This window comes from Cupriavidus sp. DB3 (assembly GCF_020418465.1).
Lineage (GTDB): Bacteria > Pseudomonadota > Gammaproteobacteria > Burkholderiales > Burkholderiaceae > Cupriavidus > Cupriavidus cauae.
Genome location: NZ_JAIZPL010000004.1, coordinates 398,794 through 412,910 on the forward strand (window position 1 = coordinate 398,794; position 14,117 = coordinate 412,910).

At 67.8% G+C, this 14,117-nt stretch carries 15 protein-coding genes; 12 read left to right on the forward strand and 3 right to left on the reverse strand.

What is annotated here, in order from left to right:
* Positions 1-34 precede the first annotated feature (34 nt).
* On the forward strand, positions 35-496 hold the full coding sequence (locus tag K7G19_RS15275) for a DUF883 family protein (protein WP_149317309.1): 462 nt from the start codon (positions 35-37) through the stop codon (positions 494-496).
* Between the two features lie 92 nt (positions 497-588).
* Complete coding sequence (locus tag K7G19_RS15280; protein ID WP_006579440.1) at positions 589-1,182, forward strand: bacterioferritin; 594 nt, start codon at positions 589-591, stop codon at positions 1,180-1,182.
* Positions 1,183-1,400: 218 nt separating this feature from the next.
* Here the strand turns inward: K7G19_RS15280 and K7G19_RS15285 are convergent, their stop codons facing one another.
* On the reverse strand, positions 1,401-1,736 hold the full coding sequence (locus K7G19_RS15285) for a DUF1840 domain-containing protein (RefSeq protein WP_149317308.1): 336 nt from the start codon (positions 1,734-1,736) through the stop codon (positions 1,401-1,403).
* 227 nt (positions 1,737-1,963) lie between these two features.
* Between K7G19_RS15285 and argS the strand changes: the two genes are divergently transcribed.
* The 5 genes from argS (at position 1,964) to K7G19_RS15310 (ending at position 7,106) form a co-directional block, all read left to right on the forward strand.
* Positions 1,964-3,751, forward strand: a complete 1,788-nt coding sequence (gene argS / locus K7G19_RS15290; protein ID WP_226107970.1) for an arginine--tRNA ligase — start codon at positions 1,964-1,966, stop codon at positions 3,749-3,751.
* Positions 3,752-3,867: 116 nt separating this feature from the next.
* Positions 3,868-4,575, forward strand: a complete 708-nt coding sequence (locus K7G19_RS15295) for an SPOR domain-containing protein (RefSeq protein WP_226107972.1) — start codon at positions 3,868-3,870, stop codon at positions 4,573-4,575.
* 85 nt (positions 4,576-4,660) lie between these two features.
* Positions 4,661-5,296 carry a thiol:disulfide interchange protein DsbA/DsbL gene (locus K7G19_RS15300; RefSeq protein WP_149317305.1) on the forward strand — a complete coding sequence of 212 codons (636 nt, stop codon included), beginning with the start codon at positions 4,661-4,663 and terminating at the stop codon, positions 5,294-5,296.
* Between the two features lie 110 nt (positions 5,297-5,406).
* Positions 5,407-6,255 carry an SDR family oxidoreductase gene (locus K7G19_RS15305; protein WP_149317304.1) on the forward strand — a complete coding sequence of 283 codons (849 nt, stop codon included), beginning with the start codon at positions 5,407-5,409 and terminating at the stop codon, positions 6,253-6,255.
* Positions 6,255-7,106 carry a helical backbone metal receptor gene (locus K7G19_RS15310; RefSeq protein WP_226107975.1) on the forward strand — a complete coding sequence of 284 codons (852 nt, stop codon included), beginning with the start codon at positions 6,255-6,257 and terminating at the stop codon, positions 7,104-7,106. Before K7G19_RS15305 ends, K7G19_RS15310 begins: the two co-directional genes overlap by 1 nt.
* A 12-nt stretch (positions 7,107-7,118) precedes the next feature.
* Here K7G19_RS15310 and K7G19_RS15315 read toward each other — a convergent pair whose 3' ends face one another.
* Both K7G19_RS15315 and K7G19_RS15320 read right to left on the reverse strand, forming a co-directional pair.
* Positions 7,119-7,514 (reverse strand): antibiotic biosynthesis monooxygenase, encoded by a 396-nt coding sequence (locus K7G19_RS15315; protein ID WP_149317302.1) that lies wholly within the window; start codon positions 7,512-7,514, stop codon positions 7,119-7,121.
* A gap of 127 nt (positions 7,515-7,641) precedes the next feature.
* On the reverse strand, positions 7,642-8,721 hold the full coding sequence (locus K7G19_RS15320) for an MBL fold metallo-hydrolase (RefSeq protein ID WP_150082722.1): 1,080 nt from the start codon (positions 8,719-8,721) through the stop codon (positions 7,642-7,644).
* Between the two features lie 254 nt (positions 8,722-8,975).
* Between K7G19_RS15320 and K7G19_RS15325 the strand changes: the two genes are divergently transcribed.
* The 5 genes from K7G19_RS15325 to can all read left to right on the forward strand — a co-directional run bounded on the left by K7G19_RS15325 (position 8,976) and on the right by can (position 14,073).
* The gene (locus K7G19_RS15325) at positions 8,976-9,407 is read left to right on the forward strand and encodes a MerR family DNA-binding transcriptional regulator (protein ID WP_149317600.1); all 432 of its coding nucleotides are present in this window, start codon (positions 8,976-8,978) and stop codon (positions 9,405-9,407) included.
* Between the two features lie 205 nt (positions 9,408-9,612).
* Positions 9,613-10,080, forward strand: coding sequence for a PaaI family thioesterase (locus K7G19_RS15330; protein WP_149317299.1), 468 nt, complete (start codon positions 9,613-9,615; stop codon positions 10,078-10,080).
* 86 nt (positions 10,081-10,166) lie between these two features.
* Entirely contained in the window at positions 10,167-11,351 is a 1,185-nt protein-coding gene (locus tag K7G19_RS15335) for an isovaleryl-CoA dehydrogenase (RefSeq protein ID WP_149317298.1), read from the forward strand.
* A 236-nt stretch (positions 11,352-11,587) separates the two neighbouring features.
* On the forward strand, positions 11,588-13,405 hold the full coding sequence (gene aceK, locus K7G19_RS15340) for a bifunctional isocitrate dehydrogenase kinase/phosphatase (protein WP_149317297.1): 1,818 nt from the start codon (positions 11,588-11,590) through the stop codon (positions 13,403-13,405).
* Positions 13,402-14,073: a carbonate dehydratase gene (gene can, locus K7G19_RS15345; protein WP_006578377.1), complete on the forward strand. Its 672-nt coding sequence runs from the start codon at positions 13,402-13,404 to the stop codon at positions 14,071-14,073. Before aceK ends, can begins: the two co-directional genes overlap by 4 nt.
* The last annotated feature ends 44 nt before the right edge of the window (positions 14,074-14,117 follow it).

Here is a 14,117-nt window from a genome sequence, read left to right on the forward strand (position 1 = left end):
CGCGTTGGCCGACGCGCGTCTTAAGGAGAGTCCCATGCTGACCCACAATCCGAAGGTGAAGAAGGAAGTCCGCCATCTTGCCGATTGCGCCAGCGACACGGTTCGCCAGTTGCGCCACGCCGCCCGCGATACCAGCGGCGCCGCGCGCGAGGCCGCCTCGCCGGTGGTGGACGAGGTGAGGGGACTGATCTCGGCCCTCGAACACACGATCGAGGTGCTGGCGCGCGAAGGTTCGTCCGAGGCCGCGCAGGCCAGCCGCCGGCTGCAGACGCGGGCGCGCATGCTGGCCGATCAGGCCCGCGAGGCCACGGTGCAGAGCGCCAGCCGTGCGCGCGAGCGTGTCGACCAGGCGGTCGTCGGCGTGCAGCACAGCGTCGCCGAGTCGCCGTTCCGCGCCATCGCGATCGCCGCGGCGGTCGGCGCGATCGCCGCGCTGCTGCTGGTGGGTGGCAGCAGCCGCCGCCGCAGCGAGGACGGCAACTACGACGGCAACTGAGCGAACGAGCGACGGCAACGAGCGACGGCAACGGAGGCAACGCACCTCCGGCCGCGAACCCCACAAAGCAACCTGACAGGAGAACCGCATACATGGACACCCAGACCACGGGCGCCGCCTCTTCCCGCACCGATGCCTCCTCCGCCGGCAAGGGGCCGACCCAGGGCTTTCTGTCGGATGTCGCCACCATCCGCGCACGTGCCCGCAAACATATCGAGGACGGCGCGGTCACCGAGAACTACGACGCGGACCGCGCCACTGTGCTCAAGCTGCTGAACGAAGCGCTGGCAACCGAGCTGGTCTGCGTGCTGCGCTACCGGCGCCACCACTTCATGGCCAAGGGCATCCACGCCGAGCCGATCGCGGCCGAGTTCAAGGTCCATGCCGATGAAGAGCAGGCCCACGCCGACCGCATCGCCGCGCGCATCGTGCAGCTGGGCGGCGAGCCGGATTTCTCGCCCGACGGCCTGTCGGCGCGCAGCCATTCGGAATATGTCGCGCCCAACGGGCTGACGGACATGATCCGCGAGAACCTGATCGCCGAACGGATCGCGATCGAGAGCTATCGCGAGATGATCCAGTACATGGGCGAGCGCGACCCGACCACGCGGCGCATCCTGGAAGAGATCCTGGCGGTCGAGGAGGAGCACGCGGACGAACTGGCCGACATGCTGAGCAAGGAGTAACGGTCCCGGCCGACCACGGCGGCCGCGCATGCCGCCATCAAGAATGTCGCCGGCGCTGCCGATGAAGCCATCGGCAGCGCCGGACAAGGAATTGCGGTGCCTCCCCCGACGCCGCAATATCGCAGTACCCCCCTTCGGATCCCCCCTGGTCCGGTGCCCGGTCCGCCCCCAGCGGCCGGGCTGTTTTTTTTGGGGGGAGGCGGGACTTCCTCAGACGCCTACACGCCCCACAACACGTCGCAGCCCTCGCGCTGCGAGGCTCGCAGCATGTCGAGGAAGGGATAGGCGCGCTGTCCGAGGTGCAGCGGCTCCTCTTCGTCATCGTCGTAGTCGCTGCCCTTGCCGCGCTGCTCCTCGGGCAACTGGCTCTGCGCCGGCGACTGTTTGGCCTGCATCACGGCGGCCTCGAGCCGGTGGATCGCGCGGGGGAGTTCTTCCTTGGTGATCACCCCGCGTTCGCCGACGTGCTTGCCGATGATGCCAAGCAACGTGACGGCGAGATCGTTCATCATGATCAGGTCTTGCGACGCGTGGGACTTGAAGGTGATCAGCATGGTGGTTCCTTGTCAGCCTTGTTGGGATGGTAGCCGTCCTGCTCCGGCGCGCCGGGAGCCGGCCGACTGGCTCCTGCGGATGATGTCAGCATAGCACCTGATAAAATCCGCGTTCTGCAATCGATTGCCCGTGCCGCGCTGCGGCATCGCCACGCTGCCGGTGACGGCACCGCCACTATGGCCCAGGCCATCGCGGTCCTGGTCGTGGCGCCCGGGCCCAGACATTCATGCTGCCTGTTCAGACCTCCAAACTTGCCGCCGCGTTCACCGATGCGGTACGCGCGCTGGCGCCGGCCGATGCCGTGCTGCCCGCTGTCGCCTTCGAACGGCCCAAGGTGGCCGCCCACGGCGATCTCGCCTGCAATCTGGCGATGCAGGTGGCCCGCACGCTCAAGCGCAATCCGCGCGAGCTGGCGCAGCAGATCGTCGACGCCGTGAAGGCCGATGCGCGTACCGCCTCGCTGGTGGCGAGCCTGGAGATCGCCGGTCCCGGCTTCATCAACCTGCGGCTGACGCCGGCGGCCAAGGCCGAGACGCTGCGCGCGGTGCTGGAGCAGGGCGACGGCTATGGCGCCCAGCAGCAGGGCGCGCGCGGCCAGGTGCTGGTCGAGTTCGTCTCGGCCAATCCGACCGGCCCGCTGCACGTGGGCCACGGCCGCCAGGCCGCGCTGGGCGACGCGCTCGCCAATCTGCTGTCGTGGCAGGGCTTCGCGGTCCACCGCGAGTTCTACTACAACGACGCCGGCGTGCAGATCCAGAACCTGGCGATCTCGGTGCAGGCGCGCGCGCGCGGGCTGAAACCGGGCGAGGCCGGCTGGCCCGAGGCCGCCTACAACGGCGACTACATCGCCGACATCGCCGCCGACTTCCTCGCCCGCAAGACCGTGCGCGCTTCCGACGGCGAGCCGGTGACCGCCTCGGGCGACGTCGAGGATCTCGATTCGATCCGCAAGTTCGCCGTCACCTACCTGCGCAACGAGCAGGACATCGACCTGCAGGCGTTCGGCGTCAAGTTCGACCGCTATTACCTCGAGTCGTCGCTGTACACCGACGGCAAGGTCGAGGAAGCGGTGCAGACGCTGATCGCCAAGGGCAAGACCTACGAGAGCGAAGGCGCGCTGTGGCTGCGCACCACCGACGACGGCGACGACAAGGACCGGGTGATGCGCAAGGGCGATGGCAGCTACACCTACTTCGTGCCCGACGTCGCCTATCACACCGCCAAGTGGGAGCGCGGCTTCCACAAGGTCATCAACGTGCAGGGCAGCGACCACCACGGCACCATCGCGCGGGTGCGCGCCGGCCTGCAGGGGCTGGAGATCGGCATCCCGGCCGGTTATCCCGACTACGTGCTGCACAAGATGGTCACCGTGATGAAGAACGGCGAGGAGGTCAAGATCTCCAAGCGCGCCGGTTCGTATGTCACGGTGCGCGACCTGATCGAATGGAGCAATGGCGGCGACGAGACCATCCGCGCCTGCCTGGAAGCGGGCGTGGCCGACTGGCCGGCGCATTTCACGCGCGGCCGCGACGCGGTGCGCTTCTTCCTGCTGTCGCGCAAGGCCGACACCGAGTTCGTCTTCGACGTCGACCTGGCGCTCAAGCAGAACGACGAGAACCCGGTGTACTACGTCCAGTACGCGCATGCCCGCATCTGCTCGATCTTCGAGTCGTGGGGCGGCGAGGGCTGGCAGCAGCGCCTGGCCGAGCTGGCCGGCGCCGACCTGGAGCCGGTGACCGGCGCCGCCGCGAGCCCGCAGGCGCTGGCGCTGGGGCAACGGCTGGCCGAATTCCCCGAGATGCTGGCCCAGGCCGCGAACGAGCTGGCGCCGCACGCGGTGGCCTTCTACCTGCGCGATCTGGCGGGCGACTTCCATGCCTTCTACAACGCCGACCGCGTGCTGGTCGATGACGAGCCGGTCAAGCTGGCGCGGCTCGCGCTGCTGGCGGCGACCCGCCAGGTGCTGCGCAACGGCCTCGCGGTGATCGGCGTCTCCGCCCCGCAGCGCATGTGAGGCGGCTGCGCGGCCTGCCGACGTCCCACCCGTTTGCAGGCCGCGATGGCTCGGCTGCCCGGTCGCCATGCCGGGCACTGGCTCTATAATCTTCCGGCAATATCCAAGAGGACTCCATGCAACAGCAACGCAAGCGTGCCCCGCGCAAGGCCAGCCGCGCCCAGCAGCGCGGGGGTACGTTTCTCGGCCTGGTGCTCGGCCTGATCATCGGCCTGGCCATCGCGGTGGTGGTGGCGCTGTATATCACCAAGGCGCCGACGCCGTTCCAGCGCAAGGGCACGCCCAAGCCGGCCGAGCCCGGCAACGTGGTCGGGACCCTGCCGTCGCCGGTGCAGGAGCCGCCGTCGGACCCGAACAAGCCGCTGTGGAGCAAGACCCCGCCCAAGCCGGTCGGCCCGCCGGCGGAACCGGCGCATCGGGAGCCCACCGCGCCCACCACTCCGGCCGCTCCCGCGACCAAGCCGGCGCCGGCGCCTGAGGAAGCCGCCAGGCCCGCGCCCAAGACCGCCGAGAAGCCGGCGGAAAAGGCAGCCGAGCGTCCGGTCGCCGACCCGATCGCCGAGATCGCCCAGGCCGATGCCAACAAGGTCGGTTATCTGCTGCAGGTCGGCGCCTTCCGCTCGCAGGACGACGCCAACCGGCAGAAGGCCAACCTGGCGATGCAGGGCTTCGAGGCCAAGGTCACCGACCGCGAGGTCAACGGCGTCAAGCTGTATCGCGTGCGGCTCGGCCCGTACAACAAGATCGAAGACATGAACCGCGCGCGCGACCGCCTGCAATCGGCCGGTTTCGAGGCGTCGGTGATCCGCTTCACCAAGCAGTAAGCCAGGAGGCGGCGGCGCCGGGGCGGGCTGAACCCGCGCGGCGCATCGCTGTCATACGCAGACCGTTTCACTTTTCTCTCGCGCCATGAAGAAAATCGCCGCCTTGTTCGCCACGCTCGCCGCCGCCGCGGGACTGATGATGGCATCGCCCGCCCAGGCCGCGCCGGCCGAAGGCAAGGAATACCAGGTCCTGAAGGCGGCCCAGCCCGTCACCGCAGGCAAGATCGAGATCACCGAGTTCTTCTGGTACGGCTGCCCGCATTGCTACGACTTCGAGCCCGAGCTGGAGGGCTGGGTCAAGAAGCAGGGCAAGGACGTGGTGTTCAAGCGCGTGCCGGTGGCGTTCCGCGACGACCTGCTGCCGCATACGCGCATCTACTACGCGCTCGAATCGATGGGCAAGCTCGACGCCATGCACAACAAGGTCTTCAGCGCGATCCACGCCGAGCGCAAGCGCCTGCTGGACCCGAACGAGATCGCCGACCTGATGGCCAAGAACGGCATCGACCGCAAGGCCTTCCTGGAGGCCTACAACTCGTTCTCGGTGTCGACCAATACCACGCGGGCCAACAAGATCGCCGACGCCTACAAGATCGACGGCGTGCCGACCATCGTGATCCAGGGCAAGTACGTGACCTCGCCGTCCATCGCGGGCAGCAAGGGCGCCGCGCTGCAGACGATGGACTACCTGGTGACCCAGGTCCGCGACAAGAAGCTGTGATGACACCGCGCGCCGCCGTCGCCGCCGAAGCACGGCCGGCGCGCGGCTGAGCGGCGCGCTTCCTTCCGCTTCGTCCCTCCGCTTCGCCTCTCTCCTTCCCCCGCCGCCCGATGCGACCCGTCAAAGTCTTTCTCACCGGCGCATCGAGCGGAATCGGCCAGGCCCTGGCGCGCGAATATGCGCGGCAGGGCGCGATTCTCGGCCTGGTCGGCCGCCGCGACGATGCACTGCGCGCGTTCGTCGCCACCCTGCCCAATCCCAATGCCGCCCGCGTCTATGCGGCCGACGTGCGCGATGCCGACGCGATGCTCGGCGCCGCGCAGGACTTTCTCGACCATTTCGGCTGTCCCGATGTCGTGATCGCCAATGCCGGCGTGTCGGTCGGCACGGTGGCGAGCGAACGCGAGGATCTGGAGGCGTTCCGCGCGGTCATGGATACCAACTGGTTCGGCGTGCTGACCACCTTCCAGCCCTTCCTGGCGCCGATGCAGGCCCGGGACGTGGGGCCGCGCGAGTGGCGCGGCACGCTGGTCGGCATCGCCAGCGTCGCCGGCGTGCGCGGACTGCCGGGCGCGGGCGCCTACAGCGCGTCGAAGTCGGCGGTGATCAAGCTGCTGGAGAGCCTGCGGCTGGAGCAGCGGCCGCACCGCATCCGCGTGGTCACCATCGCGCCCGGCTATATCCGCACGCCGATGACCGCGCGCAATCCGTATCCGATGCCCTTCCTGATGGACGCCGACGCCTTCGCGCGCAAGGCGGTGCGGGCGATCGCCGCGGGCCGGCGCTTTGCCGTGGTGCCGTGGCAAATGGGAGTCGTGGCCTCGGTGCTGCACGTGCTGCCGCGCTGGCTCTACGACGCGCTGTTCACGCGCGCGCCACGCAAGCCGCGCCAGCCGGAGCGGCCGCAACGGCCGGACGGCCCGGCGGACCCGGCCGGCGACGGCAGCGGGAGCGCGTGATGTGGCGGGACGCGCTGGGCCAGCCGCACCCGCGCGCCGCTGCCGATGCGCGCATCGCCTCGCTGGTGCCGTCGGTTACCGAACTGCTGTTTGCGCTGGGACTCGGCGACCGGCTGGTGGCGCGCACCGGCTTCTGCATCCATCCCGAACCGCAGGTGCGCGCGGTCGCCAAGGTCGGCGGCACCAAGGACGTCCAGCTGGACAAGCTGCGCGCGCTGGCGCCGACCCACGTGGTGGTCAACATCGACGAGAACCGGCGCGAGACCGTGGACGAGATCCGCGGCTTCGTGCCGAACGTGATCGTGACCCATCCGTGCGCGCCGCGCGACAACCTGGAGCTGTACCGGCTGCTGGGCGGCATCTTCGACCGCGAAGCCGAAGGCGAGACGCTATGCACGCGGCTGGAGCAGGCGCTGGCGCGCCTCGAGGCGAGCGCGTGGCCGACGCGCAGGGTGCTGTACGCGATCTGGCAGGACCCGTGGATGACGGTGTCGCGCGACACCTATATCAGCCGCATGCTGGCGCTGATCGGCTGGCAGACCTGGCCCGATGCCCAGGATGCCGACGATGCGGGTGCCGCGCCGCAGGCCTGCGTCGATGGCGATTGCGCGCGGCCCAATGCGCCGGGGCAGCGCTATCCGAGCTTTCGCTGGAGCGAGGCGCTGGTGCGCGAGCTCGACCTGGTGCTGCTGTCGACCGAACCCTATCGCTTTACCGAGGACCACGCCGACGCGCTCGAGCGCCAGCTCGGCCTGCCGGTGCTGCTGGTCGATGGGGAAATGGTGTCGTGGTACGGCAGCCGCGCGATCGACGGCATCGCGTATCTGCAGACGCTGGCGCGCCAGGCCTGACGCCAGCGCAGGTCAGCGCTCGAAGCCGTAGGCCCGCTCGACCTTGCAGACGCGCAGCTGGAAGCCCTGATACCAGCGCTCGCGTCCCAGGCGCTGCGCGACCCGGTGCTCGGCATGCGCCTGCCAGGCGGCGATGTCCTCCAGCGAACGCCAGTACGACACCGTGATGCCGGGCGCGCCCGGCGTGCTGCCGTCGCGCACCGACTCGACGCCGAGAAAGCCCGGCATGGTCGCGGCCAGTTCCACCATCCGCTGCGCCATCGCGCCGTAGTCGGCCTCGTGGTTTTCTCCGCCCACGTCCTCGCCGGTGCGCGTGGACGTGAAGATCACCGCGTAATAGGGCGGCGGCGGGGTGTGGGCGAAGGCGCTGTCGGGGGCGCCGTGGGTGGGGCTGTCGGTGGCGGACATGGGCGGCGATTCAGGCGCGATTCACGGCGCGATTCAGGACGCGATTCACGGCGCGAGTCAGGCCCAATTCAGGCGGGAATTCAGGCGCGACTCAGGCGGCGACTCAGGGGGCAATTCAGGCGGCAATTCAGCCGTTGGCCCGGAACCGGATGATGCCATCGTCGTCCGTGGCGCGCCGCAGTTCGCCGGCATGCCACAGCACGTGCAGGTGGGCCAGCGCCTCGCCCATCGCGAAGGTCATCTGATGGATGTCGAACTGGCGGCGGAAGATCACGTCGACGATATCGCGCGCGCTGCACGGCTTTTCGGCGCAGGCGGCGCGGGTCTCGGCCAGGCGCTCGACATGGTGCTCGCGCAGCTGTCCGATGCGCGTCTGCAGATTGCGGAACGGCCGGCCGTGCGAGGGCAGCACCAGCGTGTCCTCGGGCAGGTCCTGGTAGCGGTCCAGCGAGCGCAGATACAGCGCCAGCGGGTTCGCCTCCGGTTCCATGTCGAACACGCTGACATTGGTCGAGATCCGCGGCAGCACCATGTCGCCGGAGATCAGCACCTTCAGCTCGGCGTTGTAGAGCGCGACGTGCTCCGGCGCGTGGCCGAAGCCGGTGATCACGCGCCAGCTGGCGGCCGCCGGATCGGCGCCCATCGTCACCGTATCGCCGTCCATCAGGCGGCGGTATTGCGTCGGCAGATCGGGCACCAGCGTCGCGTAGTAGCTCTTGCGGGCGCGCAGCTTTTCCAGGCTGTCGGGGTCGGCCAGGCCATGGCGGGCAAAGTGGCTCGCCGCGAAGTCGCCGCCCGCGTTCGAGCCGACGCCGTTGCCGCCCCCCATCACCCGAGCGCTCATATAGTCGCCCAGGCTCATCCACAGCCGCGCGTCCCAGCGCTGGCACAGCCAGTGCGCCAGGCCCACGTGGTCGGGATGGCAATGGGTGACCAGCACGCGCAGCACCGGCAGGCCTTCCAGCTCGTTGGCGAACACGGTTTCCCAGTGCGCCTTGATGGTGTCGTTGGTGATGCCGCAGTCGATCACGGTCCAGCCGTCGCGCCCGTCCACACGGTCGCGCACCAGCCATAGATTGATATGGTCAAGCGCGAACGGCAGCGGCATGCGCAGCCAGTAGACGCCGGGGGCCACCTGCTGGCGCGCGCCGGGCTCGGGCATGGTCTCGCCGAACGGGTATTGGAGCTGGTGTTCGAGTGCGTTCATCGGGGAGTCTCTCGGTTGCGAAGCCCTGCGGTGGGCTTTCTCGTCGTGGATCCGGATGCCGGACGCGATTCCGGGCGCCATGAGGCACGCAATGCGCGGAACGGCGTCGGGGCGGTTGCCAGGCGCGCTGCTTGACGCTAACGTAAACGTCAATTCGGACGGCCTGTTGCCATCTTAAGCGAAAACGCCCACGCGTATCGAACGTTCGTTCTCTTTTACAGGCGCCCATGCCCAGCTCCGCCACCTCTACCGCGATGCCCGCCAACCCGCCGGCGGGCACCACCTACACCATCACCGAACTGGCGCGCGAGTTCGACATCACGCCCCGGGCGATCCGCTTCTACGAGGACCAGGGCCTGCTGTCGCCGGACCGCGTCGGCGCCGGGGGAAGGCAGCGGCTCTACAGCGGCCGCGAGCGCACCCGCCTGAAGCTGACGTTGCGCGGCAAGCGGCTCGGCCTGACGTTGAACGAGATCCGCGAGATCCTCGATCTGTACGAATCGCCGCGCGACACGGTGCCCCAGCTGGAGCGCTTCCTGGCCTCGCTGGCGCAGCACCGGCAGGCGCTGGAGCGGCAGATGGAAGACCTGCAGGCGCAACTGGCCGAGATCGACCAGCACGAGCGCCAATGCCGCGCCCTGCTGGCGGCGGCCGAGCCCGAGCGGGAGCGCGCGGCCGGCGCCTGAATGTGGCCGATGCCACCTTCGCCCCTCGTCGCCCGACAAATTTGATTGACGTTTACGTAAACGTAAATAAAATAAGCCGACAGCCCACCGCAGCGCGCGGTGCCGGCGCCGACAGGAAGCTGCCATGCCGAATTCCGCCACGGATGTTGTGACATACGCCGCCGCAGGGGCCGCTGAGGCCGCCGAGGCCGCAGACGCCCTCGACATGAAGGCCGATGCCCCGGCCCGCACCGCCGCCGACCTGCCGCCGGGCCGCGCCGAGGAAATTGCCGCCAGCTTCTCGCGCCAGGGGCTGATGCGAACCTTCGGCGCCTCGCTGGTCCGCGTCGAGCGCGGCGAGGTCGAGCTGGCTATGCCATGGTCCGAAGGCGTCACCCAGCAGCATGGCTTCTTCCACGGCGGCGTGGTCGGCGCGCTGGCCGACAGCGCCTGCGGCTACGCCGCGCTGTCGATGGTCGGCGAAGGCGAGGCGGGCCTGACCGCCGAGTACAAGATCAATCTGCTGTCGCCCGCCCGGGGTGAGCGGCTGATTGCCGTGGGCCGCGTGCTCAAGCCGGGCCGCACGCTGATCGTCGCCCAGGGCGACGTGTTTACCGAAACCGGCGGCGTCCGCAAGGCGGTGGCGACGATGCTGATGACGCTGTGCGTGGTGCGCACGCTCGACCACGTCTGAGCCCGTCCGTACCTGCCACCCGCGCCACCCCGGCCGCACCCGGCCCCCATTCCGTATCGAATCCGGATTCCAACAGGAGACAAACCATGACCGCGACCCTGCCAGGCCTGAAATTCGACCTGGGTGAAGACATCGAGATGCTGCGCGAGTCCGTGCAGTCCTGGGCCCAGGCCGAACTGGCGCCGCGCGCGGCCGAGATCGACCGTACCGACCAGTTTCCGATGGACTGCTGGAAGAAGATGGGCGACCTCGGCGTGCTGGGCATCACCGTCGCCGAGGAGTACGGCGGCGCCAACATGGGCTATCTGGCCCACATGATCGCGATGGAGGAGATCAGCCGCGCCTCCGCCTCGGTCGGCCTGTCGTACGGCGCGCATTCGAACCTGTGCGTCAACCAGATCCACCGCAACGGCACGCCGGCGCAGAAGGCGAAGTACCTGCCCAGGCTGGTGTCCGGCGAGTGGATCGGCGCGCTGGCGATGAGCGAGCCCAATGCCGGTTCGGACGTGGTCAGCATGAAGCTGCGGGCCGACCGCAAGGGCGACCACTACGTGCTGAACGGCACCAAGATGTGGATCACCAACGGTCCGGACTGCGACGTGCTGGTGGTCTACGCCAAGACCGAGCCGGATCTTGGCGCGCGCGGCATGACCGCCTTCATCGTCGAAAAGGGCATGAAGGGCTTCTCGGTGGCGCAGAAGCTGGACAAGCTCGGCATGCGCGGTTCGCATACCGGCGAACTGGTGTTCCAGGACGTCGAGGTGCCGGCCGAGAACATCCTCGGCGCCGAGAACGGCGGGGCCAAGGTGCTGATGAGCGGCCTGGACTACGAGCGCGCGGTGCTGTCCGGCGGCCCGGTCGGCATCATGCAGGCCTGCATGGACGTGGTCACGCCCTACATCCACGACCGCAAGCAGTTCGGCCAGAGCATCGGCGAATTCCAGCTGATCCAGGGCAAGATCGCCGACATGTACACCACGCTGCAGGCCGCGCGCAGCTATCTGTATACGGTGGGCAAGAACCTCGACGCGCTCGGCAGCGAGCACGTGCGCCAGGTACGCAAGGACTGCGCGGCGGTGATTCTCTATACGGCCGAGAAGGCGACCTGGATGGCCGGCGAATCGGTGCAGATCCTGGGCGGCAACGGCTATATCAACGAATATCCGACCGGCCGCCTGTGGCGCGACGCCAAGCTGTACGAGATCGGCGCCGGCACCTCGGAGATCCGCCGCATGCTGATCGGCCGCGAACTGTTCTCCGAAACGATGTGATGGCGAGGTAAAAGACAGGAAAGCGCCGTGCACGGTGCGCCGCTCCATGGTGGGCGGCGCCACCGATGCCTCGCGCGAAGCGCTTACAATCACCCCTGACATCCGGCCTCGCCGCGAGCGCCGATGCACAGGTTCCAGCCGATATCTCAGCCGATTTTTCAGTCGATATTTCCGCCGATATCTCCGCCGAAACCGCCTTCCGAACCTCACCCGCGCCCAGGTAGTCCGTCCCAGCCATGTCCCACTTCCCGAAACTGCTGTCGTCGCAGATCGCCTACGATGTGGCGCGCACCATGCTGGACGGGTTCGACAAGCACTATCGGCTGTTTCGCGAGGTCAGCATCGAGGCCAAGGTCCGCTTCGAGGCCGGCGACTGGGCCGGGCTGCAGCAGCTGCAGCGCGACCGCATCGCGTTCTACAACGAGCGCGTGCGCGAAACCACGGTGATCCTCGAGGACGAGTACGACGCCGAGCAGATCGAGGACGAGATCTGGCAGCAGATCAAGCTGCATTACATCGGGCTGCTGACCAACCACCACCAGCCCGAGCTGGCCGAGACCTTCTTCAATTCGGTCTTTACCCGCATCCTGCACCGCTCGTACTTCAACAACGACTTCATCTTCGTGCGCCCGGCGATCTCGACCGAATACATCGAGAACGAGGAGTCGCCGACCAGGCCGACCTTCCGCGCCTACTACCCGGGCAGCCGCGAGGGCATGGCCGACTGCTTCGAACGGATCGTGCACAACTTCCAGCTCGAGCGGCCGTACGAGGACCTGAAGCGCGATATCGGCTATGTGGTGCGCGCCGTCACCGAGCACTTGGGCGATTTCCGCATCGCGCCGAATTTCCAGATCCACGTGCTGTCGTCGCTGTTCTTCCGCAACAAGTCGGCCTTCATCATCGGCCGCGTGCTGAACGGCGACCGCACCTATCCGCTGGCGATCCCGATCGTGCACGGGCCGTCGGGCAAGCTGGCGCTCGACACGGTGCTGCTGCGCAAGGAACAGCTGCTGATCCTGTTCTCGTTCACGCATTCCTATTTCATGGTCGACATGGAGATTCCGTCGGCCTACGTGACCTTCCTGCGCGACATCATGCCGCGCAAGCCGCGCGCGGAGATCTATACCTCGCTGGGTTTGCAGAAGCAGGGCAAGAACCTGTTCTACCGCGACTTCCTGCACCACCTGCAGCATTCGTCGGACAAGTTCATCATCGCCCCCGGCATCCGCGGGCTGGTGATGCTGGTGTTCACGCTGCCGTCCTATCCCTACGTCTTCAAGGTGATCAAGGACTTCTATCCGGCGCCGAAGGAAACCACGCGCGAGCTGATCAAGTCCAAGTACCAGCTGGTCAAGCAGCACGACCGCGTCGGCCGCATGGCCGACACGCTGGAATATTCGGACGTCGCCTTTCCGCTGTCGCGCTTCGACGATGCGCTGGTGCGCGAGCTGCACGAGCATGCGCCGTCGATGATCGAATATCAGCGCGCCAAGGACGGCACCGAGGAAATCGTGGTACGCCATCTCTATATCGAGCGCCGCATGACGCCGCTGAACATCTACCTGCAGGAAGGCACCGACGAGCAGGTCGAGCACGGCATCATCGAATACGGCAATGCGATCAAGGAGCTGATGGCCGCCAACATCTTCCCGGGCGACATGCTGTACAAGAATTTTGGCGTCACGCGCCATGGCCGCGTGGTGTTCTACGACTACGACGAGATCGAATACCTGACCGACTGCAACATCCGCCGCGTACCGACTCCCCGCAACGAGGAAGAGGAGATGTCGGGCGAGGTCTGGTACAGCGTCGGCCGCCACGACATCTTTCCCGAAACCTTCCGCACCTTCCTGCTGGGCGACCCGCGCGTGCGCGCGGCCTTCCTGCGGCACCATGCGGACTTTTTCGATCCTGCCCTGTGGCAGGGACACAAGGACCGGCTGCTGGCCGGACATGTTCATGACTTCTACGCTTACCATGCCTCGGAACGCTTCATTCATCGATACGGCCCAACCGAATCCGGCGACGAGCCGGCAAGGAGGGCAGCATGACTGACGCCATCGCCCAGCTGTTCCGCAACAACCGCGAATGGGTCGACCGCGTCAACGCGGAAGATCCGAACTTCTTCACCAGCCTGGCCAACCAGCAGGCGCCCGAATACCTGTGGATCGGCTGTTCGGATTCACGCGTGCCCGCCAACCAGATCCTGGGGCTGGCGCCGGGCGAGGTCTTCGTCCACCGCAATATCGCCAACGTGATCGCGCACAGCGACCTGAACGCGCTGTCGGTGATCCAGTTCGCGGTCGAGGTGCTGAAGGTGCGCCATATCACCGTGGTGGGCCACTACGGCTGCGGCGGCGTCAAGGTCGCGCTCAAGCGCGAGCGCGTGGGTCTGGTCGACAACTGGCTGCGCCATGTGCGCGACGTGGCCGACAAGCACGACGCCTACCTGGGCACCATCGTGCGCGAGGACGATGCGCACAGCCGCCTGTGCGAGCTCAACGTGATCGAGCAGGTCAACAACGTCTGCCAGACCACGGTGATCCAGGACGCCTGGGCGCGCGGCCAGCAGGTCACGGTGCACGGCTGGATCTACGGCGTGTCCGACGGCCTGCTGCGCGACCTCGGCATGGCGGCCAGCAGCAACGAGGAACTGCGCACGCAATTGCAGGCGGCCTACCGGCAGTACGGGGATCCGCCGCATATTCCGGTGCGGTGACAAGCCGCTCCCTGCCCGGCCCCGCAGGTCGAGGCAGGGAGCCA